We start from the raw sequence: 11,440 nt of genomic DNA, 5'->3' as shown, positions 1-11,440 counted from the left end.
GCTCCAGGGGGCCCGCGGGCCAGAGGGGTCCGGATCGGGCACCAGAACCTAGCGGAGGCCCGGTCACTCTCCAAAGCGGCGCGACTACGGACGGTCGCAACCGGGCCCGAGGTCCATCCGGGCCGGCGTTATACGGCGGTTATGATCGATGCACGCTCAGTAGTCGAAGGCGCGGGCGGTGTTCGCGCCCAGGGCCGTCGCCAGCGCATCCTCGTCGATGCCCCGGACGGCCGCCATCGCGCGGACCGTGACCGGAATGAGATACGGGGCGTTGGGCCGTCCGCGGTACGGCGCCGGGGTCAGGAAGGGCGCGTCGGTCTCCACGAGGACCAGTTCCAGCGGGGCGACGGCCAGTGCGTCGCGGAGGTTCTGGGCGTTCTTGAAGGTGACGTTGCCGGCGAAGGACATGAAGTAGCCCTCGCGGGCGCACACCTCGGCCATCGCGGCGTCCCCGGAGTAGCAGTGGAACACCGTCCGCTCGGGGGCGCCCTCCTCCTTGAGGATGCGCAGCACGTCGGCGTGGGCGTCGCGGTCGTGGATGACGAGGGTCTTGCCGTGCCGCTTGGCGATCTCGATGTGGGCGCGGAAGGAGCGCTCCTGGGCCGCCTTGCCGTCCGGCCCGGTACGGAAGTTGTCGAGGCCGGTCTCGCCGACGCCCTTCACCTGGTCCAGGCCGGCCAGCCGGTCGATCTCGGCGAGCGCCTCGTCCAGCGCGGCGTCACCGCCGGGCACCCGCGCGCCCTGCCGGGACCCGGCGCCGCCGGGGTCCCCGTGCACGATGCGCGGGGCCTCGTTGGGGTGCAGGGCCACGGTGGCGTGGACGTGGGCGTGGGCGGCCGCCGTCTCGGCCGCCCAGCGGGAGCCCGCCAGGTCGCAGCCGACCTGGACGACCGCCGCCACACCCACCGAGGCGGCCTTCGCGAGGCCCTCCTCGACGGTGCCGGACTGCATGTCGAGGTGAGTGTGGGAGTCGGCGACCGGTACCCGGAGGGGTTCCGGGAGCGGCGGCGCCGTGTTCTTGTCGGCCGCGGCGGAGAGGTTCGCGGAGGCGTTCGCAGGCATGCCCCGATCCTACGAAAGGGGCACGCCACGAGGATCCGCAGGATCCGCGGCCGGCTCAGCTCGCCTTGCGCTGGAACGGATGCAGGAGATCGGACAGGTGCCACTGGTGGGACGCCTTGGCCTGCGCGGAGGCGTCCGCAACCGCCGGTGCGGCGCAGTCCTCCTCGGTCCGGCCGTCCGGCACCGCGCGCCGGGACGACTGCTGGGCCGCGCTGTGCACCGACGAGACCTGCCCCGCGCGCATGATCCTCAGGACATGGCCGTCGCAGTTCTGGCACGAGGGCCGGCTCAGCGGAGACGGGACGACCTGGCCGTTCGCCACATACATGACGAACTCGTGGTTCTCCGCGTCCGTGTGGTGCTCTATCTCGTACGACTGCTCCCAGCCGTGCCCGCATCGCATGCAGGCGAAGGAATACGACTCGTGGACGACGGCTGTGGCCGCACCGCGGAGGCCGGTCTGCCCTGCGATCTCACTCATGCCAGCTCCTCTTGTCCGCTGGACAAGCGCCTCCGGCTGCTGGGACTCCCCCCGGAATCCCTTGGAGGCGAGGGACGGGAACGTCCCTGCTGACCAGTGGACGCCTTCACCGGCGCGAATGCGACGGACCTGCCGACTGTTGGAGGCGATTTGGAGTCTGCTTGCCAAATCGGCCCTGCCGGACAGGGCTGGGCTTTGCGTTTCCGTCCCTTGCTTTACCCGGCCGTGGGGCGCGCGCTCAGAGGAGAAGCGCCCCGCTCAGAGGACACATCGCCGCAGGTCAGGGGCGCGTGCTCAGAAGAAGCGCGACCCGCTCAGGGATCACGGTGCGCCCCTTGCCGGCTCCGGGGCACGGGGCGCCGTGCCAGGGGCGGGGGGAGCCGCGCACCAGGCGCCGACGTCCTGCGCACGCGTACACAGGAGCAACCCGGACGGCGCCGCCGTCAGCCGCCGGTGCTCTTGGCCGCCACCACCGCGTCGAAGACGACCCTCTTGGGGATCCCCGCCGCCACCGCCACCGCCGCGATGGCCTCCTTGCGGCGCTCGCCCGCCTCCTCCCGCACCCGCACCCGGCGCACCAGTTCCGCCGCGTCCAGTTCCTCGGGCCCGCGCTCGGGCGCGCCCTCGACGACGACGGTGATCTCGCCGCGCACCCCGTCGGCCGCCCACACCGCGAGTTCGGCGAGCGGGCCGCGCCGTACCTCCTCGTACGTCTTGGTCAGCTCGCGGCAGACGGCGGCCCGGCGTTCGGCGCCGAAGACCTCGGCCATCGCGGCGAGGGTGTCGTCGAGGCGGTGCGGGGCCTCGAAGTAGACGAGGGTGCGGCGCTCCCCGGCGACCTCCTGGAGCCGGGAGCGGCGTTCGCCGGCCTTGCGCGGCAGGAATCCCTCGAAGCAGAACCGGTCGACGGGCAGCCCGGACAGCGCGAGCGCGGTGAGCACGGCGGACGGTCCCGGGACGGCGGTGACCCGGATCTCCTTCTCCACGGCCGCGGCGACCAGCCGGTAGCCGGGGTCGGAGACGGAGGGCATCCCGGCGTCGGTGACGAGCAGCACGCGCGCGCCGCCGACGAGTTCCTCGACCAGCTCGGGCGTGCGGGCCGCCTCGTTGCCCTCGAAGTACGACACCACGCGGCCCTTGGGCGTCACGCCCAGCGCCTGCGTGAGCCAGCGCAGCCGCCGGGTGTCCTCGGCCGCGATCACGTCGGCGCCGGCCAGCTCGGCCGTGAGCCGGGGCGGCGCGTCCGCGACGTCGCCGATGGGGGTGCCTGCGAGGACAAGGGTTCCAGTCACCCCTCCATCCTCGCAGCCGCCGACGGCGGCGCCGTCCCCCGGCAGACGCGGCCGCCCGATCGCAAAGGAACCCGTCTCGGAGCCCCATTGCACGGGACTCACACAGAACGGTTCCCTACGATGGCGCGGTGACCAGTACCGCGTCCTCCACGGACACCCGGCAGGGCCAGGCAGCGCTCGACGAGCGGCCGACGTGGCAGCAGCGGCTGCGCAGATTCGGCTATCAGGCGAGTCCGGCGCACACCGGCGGGGGCACCGGCGCCCCGGCAGGGGCGCCCGCGGACGTCGTCGACCGCCTGGTCCCGCCGTACGCCGCGCCGTCGCCCCGGCTGTGGCAGGGTCTGGGCGTGCCGCCGGTGCTCGCCGAGCGGATCACGCGGTGGTCCGGCTGGGGCGGTCCGCTCCTGGTGACGCTGATGGCGGGGCTGCTGCGGTTCTGGAACCTGGGCAGCCCGAAGGCGGTGATATTCGACGAGACGTACTACGCGAAGGACGCGTGGGCGCTCGTCCACCGCGGTTTCGAGGTCAACTGGGACAAGAACGCCAACGACCTGATCCTCCAGGCGAACGGCCATGTCACGGTCCCGGCGGACGCGGCGTACGTCGTGCACCCGCCGGTCGGCAAGTACGTGATCGGGCTCGGTGAGCTGATCTTCGGCTTCGACCCGTTCGGCTGGCGCTTCATGACGGCGCTGCTGGGCACGCTGAGCGTGCTGCTGCTGTGCCGGATCGGGCGCCGGCTGTTCCGTTCCACCTTCCTCGGCTGCCTGGCGGGCGGCCTGATGGCGGTGGACGGGCTGCACTTCGTGATGAGCCGCACCTCGCTGCTGGACGGCGTGCTGATGTTCTTCGTGCTGGCGGCGTTCGGCTGCCTGCTGATCGACCGGGACCGGGCGCGGGAGAGACTCGCCGCCGCGCTCCCGGTGGACGCGGACGGCCGGGTCCGGCCGGACGCGCACGTCGCGAGCAGCACCTGGCTGGGCTGGCGGCCCTGGCGCTGGGCGGCGGCCGTGCTGATGGGGCTGGCGATCGGCACCAAGTGGAACGGCCTGTACATCCTGGCCGCGTTCATCGTGATGACCGTGCTGTGGGACATGGGCGCGCGGAAGGTGGCGGGCGCCGAACGGCGGCTGTCGCTGCCGTTCGTGATCGAGTCGTTCGTCTCCTGGGCGACGATGTGCACGGTCGCCGTGGCGGTCTACCTGACCTCCTGGATCGGCTGGATCCTCTCCCCGACCGACGGCAGCGGCGGCTACTTCCGCAACTGGGCGGCCACCGACGGCAAGGGCGGTGCCTGGACGTTCCTGCCGGACTGGGTGCGCAGCCTGTGGCACTACGAGCACGAGGTCTACCTCTTCCACGTCGGCCTGTCCTCGCCGCACACCTACATGTCCAACCCGTGGTCGTGGCTGGTGCTGGGCCGTCCGGTGTCGTACTTCTACGAGTCGCCGTCGCCGGGCGCGGACGGCTGTCCCTCGGGTGCCGGGGAGAAGTGCGCGCGTGAGGTGCTGGCGATCGGCACGCCGCTGCTGTGGTGGGCGGCCTGCTTCGCGATCCTGTACGTCCTGTGGCGGTGGGCGTTCCGCCGCGACTGGCGGGCGGGCGCCATCGCCTGCGGCATCGCGGCCGGCTACCTGCCCTGGTTCATGTACCAGGAGCGCACGATCTTCCTCTTCTACGCCGTCGTCTTCGTGCCGTTCCTGTGCCTGGCGGTGGCGATGATGATCGGGGCGATCATCGGCCCACCGGGCTCCAGCGACACCCGCCGCCTGGTGGGCGCGTCGGGAGCCGGCATCCTCGTCCTGCTGATCGCCTGGAACTTCATCTATTTCTGGCCCCTGTACACGGGCACGGCGATCCCCATCGACTCCTGGCGTTCACGGATGTGGCTCGACACCTGGGTTTGAGCCACATCCCTGATCTCTGTTCAGACAACAATCGGTCAACACCTGCCACAGGGCCCCCGCCACCGCCTACAGTGCGCCTCACAGAGAACTTTTGAACGCGTTCACAAAATGCGGAAAAAGTGCACGGGGAGGGGATTCGCACCATGCGCAAGGGGGTCAAGGCGGCCATAGCGAGCGGTGTGTGCATCGTGGTGCTGGGCGGGGCCGGGTACGGCGCCTACACCGTGCTGTCGACGCTGCACGACGGCGGTGCGCCGGCCGTAAGGACCGGGCCGCCCACCGCGGACGAGATCAGCGACACCACGTCGAAGTTCTTCACCGCCTGGGAGAAGGGCCGGTCGGCGACCGCGGCGTCGTACACCAACGACTCCGCCGACGCCGAGCCCGTGCTCTCGTCCTTCAGCGCCGTCGCCCACATCAAGGACGTGCGCATCACCCCGGGCAAGGCGACCGGCGCCACCGTGCCGTACAGCGTGAAGGCGACGGTGTCCTACGACGGGAAGTCGAAGCCGCTCGCCTACCGCAGCCGGCTGACCGTCGTGCGCGGCGAGACCACCCACCGCGCGCTCGTCGACTGGGACCCGTCCGTCGTGCACCCGGCGCTGAAGCGCGGCGACACGCTCTCCACCGGCGAGGCCGCGACCCCGCCCATCGAGGCGGTCGACCGCAACGGCACGGTCCTCAGCAAGGACAGCTACCCGTCGCTGGGCCCGATCCTGGACGAACTGCGCAGCCGCTACGGCGACAAGGCGGGCGGCACGCCGGGCGTGGAGCTGGTGATCCAGCACGAGTCCCAGGAGGCCGCCGACACCACGCTGCTGACCCTCGCCGCCGGGAAGCCGGGCAAGCTGCGCACCACGCTCGACGCGCGCGTGCAGGCCGCCGCCGAGACCGCGGTGACGAAGTACGCCGAGTCGTCGGTGGTGGCCGTGCAGCCCAGCACCGGCGACGTCCTGGCGGTCGCCAACCACCGTGAGGACGGCTTCAACGCGGCCTTCCTCGGCGAGCTGGCCCCCGGCTCCACCATGAAGATCATCAGCGCGGCCACCCTCATCGACACCGGGCTCACCTCGATGAACGGACCGGCGCCCTGTCCGCCGACCGCCACCTGGCAGAGCCAGACCTTCAGCAACCTCAAGGGGCTCCAGCCGGACGAACGCGCCACCCTCGCGGACAGCTTCGCGCGCTCCTGCAACACGGCGTTCGTGAAGTACGCGGACTCCGTCCAGGTCGACTCGCTCACCAAGGAGGCCGAGGACCGCTTCGGACTCGGGCGCAACGACTGGAAGGTCGGCATCCCGAGCTTCGACGGCCGCGTCCCCGCCTCCGGCGGCCCGGACACCGCGGCCAACCTCATCGGCCAGGGCCAGGTGCAGATGAGCCCGCTGAACATGGCGTCGGTGACGGCGACCGCGCTGACCGGAACCTTCCGGCAGCCGGTGCTCGTCGCGCAGAAGCTGGACGACCGTCCGCTGGCCACCGCCAAGGGCCTGTCGGCGAACACGTCCGGCCAGCTGCGTGCCATGATGAACCGCACCGCGACCAGCGGCACCGCGGCCGGGGTGATGAGCGGGCTGCGCGGCACCATCGGCGCCAAGACGGGTTCCGCGGAGGTCGACGGGCAGACCAAGTCGAACAGCTGGTTCGCCGGCTACCGCGACGACATCGCCGCCGCCGCCATGACCCAGGACGGCGGTCACGGCATCGACGCGGCCGGTCCTATTGTCGCAAGCGTGCTACGGATCGGTGGCTGACGTCACCCGCCCAGGGCGGGACTCTAGGCTGTTGCAGTCGTTGGGGAGCGTGAGGGCTACGGGGCGCCGGGGACCCTGGGGAAGTGCGCGGAGGAACTGAACTGTGGGCAAGAGAAGGCGCGTCGCCGAACGCCGCAAGAAGAGACCCGCCGTCATCGGCGGGGTGATCGCCGCCGTCGCCGTCGGCGCCGGGCTCGGCGGTTACGCGCTGTACGGCGGCGGAGCGGCCGACGCGGCGTCGAAGGCCGCCGTCAAGCCCGTCAAGACCGGCCCGCTGTCGGCGACCGAGGTGCAGACGACGGCGCGGACCTTCCTGGCCTCCTGGCAGCAGGGCAAGGTCCCGCAGGCTGCCGCCGTCACCGACGACGCCGCGGCCTGCGTCCGGCTGCTCACCGGCTACGCCAAGGACGCCCACATCACGGGCGTCAAGCTCACCGAGGGCACGCGCACCGGCGCCAAGGTCCCGTTCTCGGTGAAGGCGACGGTGTCGTACAAGGGCGTCAGCAAGCCCCTGTCGTACGACTCCGCGTTCAGCGTCGTGCGGCGCACCAGTGACGGCAAGCCGGTGGTGGACTGGCACGCCGCGGTCGTCCACCCGGACCTCGCCGACGGCGACACCCTGGCGACCGGCGCGTCCGGCACCCCGCCCGTCACCGCCCTGGACCGGGACGGCGGCGAGATCACCACCGCCAAGTACCCCTCGCTGGGCACGGTCCTGGACGGGCTGCGGGAGAAGTTCGGCAAGAAGGCCGGCGGCAAGGCCGGCGTCGAACTGCGGGTGGTGCGCGGTACGGCGTCCCAGAAGGCGAAGCTGTCCGACAAGACCCTCCTGGAACTCAGCAAGGGCACCCCGGGCACCGTGAAGACGACGCTCAGCCCGACCCTCCAGGCGGCCGCGGAGAAGCAGGTCACCACGCAGAAGAACGCCTCGGTCGTCGTGATGCGCCCGTCGACCGGCGAGATCTACGCGGTGGCCAACTCCAGCCACGGCTTCAACGTGGCCTTCCAGGGATCGCTCGCCCCCGGCTCCACCATGAAGATCGTCACCTCGACGATGCTGTTCGAGAAGGGGCTGATCACCCCGGACGCCTCCCACCCCTGCCCCAAGACGTACAAGCTGGCCGGGTGGACGTTCCACAACGACGACGACTCCGAGATCAAGAAGGGCACGTTCAAGATGGCCTTCGGGGCGTCCTGCAACAACGCCTTCATCAACTTCGCGCCCAAGCTCTCCGACAGCGACCTGACGACCGAGGCGCAGCAGGTGTACGGCCTCGGCATGAACAACTGGGCGATCGGCGTCCCGACCTTCGACGGCTCGGTCCCGGTGCAGAGCGGCGCGCAGATGGGCGCCTCGCTGATCGGGCAGGGCGGCGTGCGGATGAACCCGCTGAACATGGCGTCGGTGGCGGCCACCGTGGAGACCGGCACCTTCCACCAGCCGTACCTGGTCGCGCCCTCGGTCGACAACCGGACCCTCGCCAAGGCCTCGCGCACGATGTCCGCGAAGACGCAGTCCGAGCTGAAGGAGGTCATGCAGTACACGGCGGCGTACGGCACGGCCGCCCAGGCGATGGCGGGTCTCGGCCCGGACTACGGCGCCAAGACGGGCTCGGCGGAGGTCGACGGGCAGAAGAAGCCGAACGGCTGGTTCACGGCGTACAAGGGCGACCTGGTGGGCGCGGGCGTGGTGCAGGCGGGCGGCCACGGCGGCGACACGGCAGGACCGATCGTGGCGGCGCTGCTGAAGCTCGGCTCGTCGCTCTAGGCGCGGCTAGCGGGCCACGGGCGCGGCCATGTAGGTGCGCCTGAGGAAGCGCAGCAGCGTCTTCGACTCGAACTGAACCACCGACGTGCCGTGGTCGGAGTGGAGTTCGACCACGGCCTGCACCCGCCCCAGCGGCCACACCCGTACGTCACCGGACTCCGCCGGCACCCTGAGCCCCTGCTCCAGCAGCGCGCGCGAGAACGTCCACTCGTCCGTCCCGGGCAGGCCCACCCGCACCGATCGGGGGTCGGTCTCGGGGTCGTACCGCAGGATGACGGGCACCGCGCCCGGGTCCTCCCGCAGGTCCTCGTCGGTGACGATGTGGGCTCGCGCGTACTGCTCGACTACAGACATCGGATTGCCCTTTACGCTCCGTTACCCTGGCGAAAGCTGTGCAGCCGCTTCTTCTCCAATGTCCCACATTTGACCGATTGCGCCCGTGGGACCCTTGCGACGCCTCGTGTGCGGTACACGACTCCCTCGCTCTTGCAAAAGGTTCGCAACAACATATTAAAATCGGACGGTGCATGTACCTGACGGATTCATAGACGCCCCCACCTCGGCGGTGACCGCGGTGGTCGCGGCCGGCGCCCTCGCCGTGAGCCTGCGCGGCGCCCGCCGCGAACTCGACGAGCGCACGGCGCCGCTCGCCGGCCTGGTGGCGGCGTTCATCTTCGCCGTACAGATGCTCAACTTCCCCGTCGCGGCCGGAACAAGCGGCCATCTGCTGGGCGGAGCCCTCGCCGCCATCCTCGTCGGGCCCTACACCGGTGTGCTGTGCGTGTCCGTGGTGCTGCTGATGCAGGGCATCCTGTTCGCGGACGGCGGCCTGACCGCGCTCGGCGTCAACGTCACCGACATGGCGATCGTGACGACCGTCGTCGCCTACGCCGTCTTCCGGGGCCTGCTGAAGGTCCTGCCGCGCACCAGGCGCTCGGTGACCGCCGCCTCCTTCGTCGCCGCCCTGCTCTCCGTCCCCGCCGCCGCGGTCGCCTTCACGCTGCTCTACGCGGTGGGCGGCACCACCGACGTGTCGATCGGCAAGGTCGCCACCGCCATGATCGGCGTGCACGTCCTCATCGGCGTCGGCGAAGCCGCGATCACCGCCCTCACGGTCGGCGCGGTGATCGCCGTACGCCCGGACCTCGTGTACGGGGCGCGTGAGCTGCGGCAGGGGCTGAAACTGCGGGTGAACGGCGAGCTGGTGGACGCGCCCGCGACGCCCGCGGCACCCGTCGCGGCGCGCACCTCGCGGCGCACGCTGTGGATCACGGGGCTCGCCGCCTCCCTGGTCCTCGCCGGATTCGTCAGCTTCTACGCCTCGGCGTCCCCGGACGGCCTGGAGAAGGTCGCGCACGACAAGGGCATCGACGCGAAGGCCCGGGAGCACGCCTCCGCCGGCTCGCCGCTCGCCGACTACGGCGTCGAGGACGTCTCCGACGCCCGGCTCTCCGGCGGTCTCGCGGGCGTCATCGGTGTCGGCGTGACCGTCGTCGCGGGCAGCGCGGTCTTCTGGGCGGTGCGCAGGCGCCGGGACGCACAGGCACCGTCCGGGGCGCTCTGACATGGGCGCCGTGGGCGGAGCCCACCGGCTCTACCGGCACGCGCACTCCCCGGTGCACGCGCTCCCGCCGCACACCAAGCTCGCCGCCGTCCTCGCCTTCGTGGTCGTCGTGGTCTCGACACCGCGCACGGCGATGTGGGCGTTCGCCCTGTACGCCGTGCTCCTCGCCCTCGTCGCCCGCCACGCGCGCGTGCCCGCCGCCTTCGTGCTGCGCCGGCTGCTGATCGAGGTGCCCTTCGTCGCCTTCGCGGTGCTGATGCCGTTCGTGGCGGAGGGCGAGCGGGTCGACGTCCTCGGCCTCTCGCTCAGCGTGAACGGCCTGTGGGGCGCCTGGAACGTGCTCGCCAAGGGCACCCTCGGGGTCGCCGCCTCCGTCCTGCTGGCGGCCACCACCGAACTGCGCGAACTGCTCCTCGGCCTGCAACGGCTCAGGCTCCCGCCGCTGCTCGTCCAGATCGCCTCCTTCATGATCCGCTACGGCGACGTCATCACCGACGAGATGCGCCGGATGCGGATCGCCCGGGAGTCGCGCGGCTTCGAGGCGCGGGGCGTGCGCCACTGGGGCGTGCTCGCGAAGTCCGCCGGCGCGTTGTTCATCCGCTCCTACGAGCGCGGGGAGCGGGTCCACCTGGCCATGGTGAGCCGCGGGTACGCCGGTTCGATGCCGGTCATCGACGAGGTGACCGCGTCCCGGACGCAGTGGACCCACGCCCTCGCACTCCCCTTGTCCGCCTTCGTCGTCTGCGTGTTGGGATGGGCCCTGTGACCGACTCCTACGCCTCCCTGGAGGTCTCCGGCCTCGCCTTCGCCTACCCCGACGGCCACCAGGCCCTGTTCGGCGTCGACTTCACCGTCGCGCGCGGCGAACGGGTCGCGCTGCTCGGGCCGAACGGCGCCGGCAAGACCACCCTCGTGCTGCACCTCAACGGCATCCTGAGCGGCGGCACGGGCACCGTCACGGTCGCCGGACTGCCGGTCGGCAAGCGGCACATGGCGGAGATCCGGCGCCGGGTCGGCATCGTCTTCCAGGACCCCGACGACCAGCTGTTCATGCCGACCGTCCGCGAGGACGTGGCGTTCGGCCCGGCCGCGGCCGGCCTCAAGGGCGCCGCACTCGACGCCCGCGTGCGCACCGCCCTGGACCGGGTCGGCATGGCCGGCTTCGCCGAACGGCCGCCGCACCACCTCTCCTTCGGGCAGCGCCGCCGGGTCGCCGTCGCCACCGTCCTCGCCATGGAGCCGGAGATCCTGGTCCTGGACGAGCCCTCGTCCAACCTCGACCCGGCCTCCCGCCGCGAACTCGCCGACATCCTGCGCTCCCTGGACGTCACGGTCCTGATGGTCACCCACGACCTGCCCTACGCCCTGGAGCTGTGCCCGCGCTCGCTGATCCTGAGCGACGGCACGATCGCCGCCGACGGGCCCACCGGCGAACTCCTCTCCGACGACGCCCTGATGCGCGCACACCGCCTGGAACTGCCCTTCGGCTTCGACCCGCGCGCCGCGACGGCCGGACACGGCGGCCTGCGCCCCGGCCGGCAGTGAGGCACAGCTCACGCCCGTACCGCCCCGGTGCCGAGGAATCGCAGGCCCGGCGGGGGTGTTGCCCCCT

Annotated in this window: 10 protein-coding genes; 6 read left to right on the top strand and 4 right to left on the bottom strand. The window is 71.6% G+C overall.

Going from position 1 to position 11,440, the window contains the following annotated elements; all coding sequences use genetic code 11:
* Positions 1-156: 156 nt before the first annotated feature.
* The 3 genes from ACIQOE_RS28445 to rsmI all read right to left on the bottom strand — a co-directional run bounded on the left by ACIQOE_RS28445 (position 157) and on the right by rsmI (position 2,835).
* The gene (locus ACIQOE_RS28445; protein ID WP_365563078.1) at positions 157-1,062 is read right to left on the bottom strand and encodes a TatD family hydrolase; all 906 of its coding nucleotides are present in this window, start codon (positions 1,060-1,062) and stop codon (positions 157-159) included.
* Between the two features lie 55 nt (positions 1,063-1,117).
* On the bottom strand, positions 1,118-1,543 hold the full coding sequence (locus ACIQOE_RS28440; RefSeq protein WP_351321045.1) for a hypothetical protein: 426 nt from the start codon (positions 1,541-1,543) through the stop codon (positions 1,118-1,120).
* A 443-nt stretch (positions 1,544-1,986) separates the two neighbouring features.
* A complete protein-coding gene (gene rsmI / locus ACIQOE_RS28435; RefSeq protein ID WP_351321047.1) occupies positions 1,987-2,835 on the bottom strand; it encodes a 16S rRNA (cytidine(1402)-2'-O)-methyltransferase in 849 nt (282 codons plus the stop codon).
* A gap of 128 nt (positions 2,836-2,963) precedes the next feature.
* Between rsmI and ACIQOE_RS28430 the strand changes: the two genes are divergently transcribed.
* From ACIQOE_RS28430 to ACIQOE_RS28420, 3 genes are all read left to right on the top strand, one after another.
* Positions 2,964-4,742 (top strand): dolichyl-phosphate-mannose--protein mannosyltransferase, encoded by a 1,779-nt coding sequence (locus ACIQOE_RS28430; protein ID WP_399012649.1) that lies wholly within the window; start codon positions 2,964-2,966, stop codon positions 4,740-4,742.
* A 143-nt stretch (positions 4,743-4,885) separates the two neighbouring features.
* Positions 4,886-6,496: a penicillin-binding transpeptidase domain-containing protein gene (locus ACIQOE_RS28425; RefSeq protein ID WP_401414493.1), complete on the top strand. Its 1,611-nt coding sequence runs from the start codon at positions 4,886-4,888 to the stop codon at positions 6,494-6,496.
* Between the two features lie 103 nt (positions 6,497-6,599).
* On the top strand, positions 6,600-8,264 hold the full coding sequence (locus tag ACIQOE_RS28420) for a penicillin-binding transpeptidase domain-containing protein (protein ID WP_401414491.1): 1,665 nt from the start codon (positions 6,600-6,602) through the stop codon (positions 8,262-8,264).
* A gap of 6 nt (positions 8,265-8,270) precedes the next feature.
* Here the strand turns inward: ACIQOE_RS28420 and ACIQOE_RS28415 are convergent, their stop codons facing one another.
* Positions 8,271-8,618, bottom strand: a complete 348-nt coding sequence (locus tag ACIQOE_RS28415; protein ID WP_351321055.1) for an SsgA family sporulation/cell division regulator — start codon at positions 8,616-8,618, stop codon at positions 8,271-8,273.
* A gap of 169 nt (positions 8,619-8,787) precedes the next feature.
* On the opposite strand from ACIQOE_RS28415, the gene ACIQOE_RS28410 reads away from it, so the two are divergent.
* Genes ACIQOE_RS28410 through ACIQOE_RS28400 form a run of 3 tightly spaced genes read left to right on the top strand, consistent with a single transcriptional unit; the run spans position 8,788 to position 11,373 of the window.
* Positions 8,788-9,828, top strand: coding sequence for an energy-coupling factor ABC transporter permease (locus tag ACIQOE_RS28410; protein ID WP_365563142.1), 1,041 nt, complete (start codon positions 8,788-8,790; stop codon positions 9,826-9,828).
* Position 9,829: 1 nt separating this feature from the next.
* Positions 9,830-10,594, top strand: coding sequence for a cobalt ECF transporter T component CbiQ (cbiQ, locus tag ACIQOE_RS28405; RefSeq protein ID WP_351321059.1), 765 nt, complete (start codon positions 9,830-9,832; stop codon positions 10,592-10,594).
* Positions 10,582-11,373, top strand: a complete 792-nt coding sequence (locus tag ACIQOE_RS28400) for an ABC transporter ATP-binding protein (protein ID WP_365563147.1) — start codon at positions 10,582-10,584, stop codon at positions 11,371-11,373. The genes cbiQ and ACIQOE_RS28400 overlap by 13 nt, the downstream gene beginning before the upstream one ends.
* The last annotated feature ends 67 nt before the right edge of the window (positions 11,374-11,440 follow it).

This window comes from Streptomyces sp. NPDC091282, from assembly GCF_044757385.1.
Taxonomy (GTDB): Bacteria; Actinomycetota; Actinomycetes; order Streptomycetales; family Streptomycetaceae; genus Streptomyces; species Streptomyces gramineus.
This window is presented reverse-complemented; position numbering and strand designations above follow the sequence as displayed.

Bases quoted from the DNA above. Each gene is read 5' to 3' on its own strand.
- ACIQOE_RS28445 (WP_365563078.1), bottom strand. From the start codon at position 1,062: ATGCCTGCGAACGCCTCCGCGAACCTCTCCGCCGCGGCCGACAAGAAC.
- ACIQOE_RS28440 (WP_351321045.1), bottom strand. From the start codon at position 1,543: ATGAGTGAGATCGCAGGGCAGACCGGCCTCCGCGGTGCGGCCACAGCC.
- ACIQOE_RS28425 (WP_401414493.1), top strand. From the start codon at position 4,886: ATGCGCAAGGGGGTCAAGGCGGCCATAGCGAGCGGTGTGTGCATCGTG.
- ACIQOE_RS28415 (WP_351321055.1), bottom strand. From the start codon at position 8,618: ATGTCTGTAGTCGAGCAGTACGCGCGAGCCCACATCGTCACCGACGAG.
- cbiQ (WP_351321059.1), top strand. From the start codon at position 9,830: ATGGGCGCCGTGGGCGGAGCCCACCGGCTCTACCGGCACGCGCACTCC.
- ACIQOE_RS28400 (WP_365563147.1), top strand. From the start codon at position 10,582: ATGGGCCCTGTGACCGACTCCTACGCCTCCCTGGAGGTCTCCGGCCTC.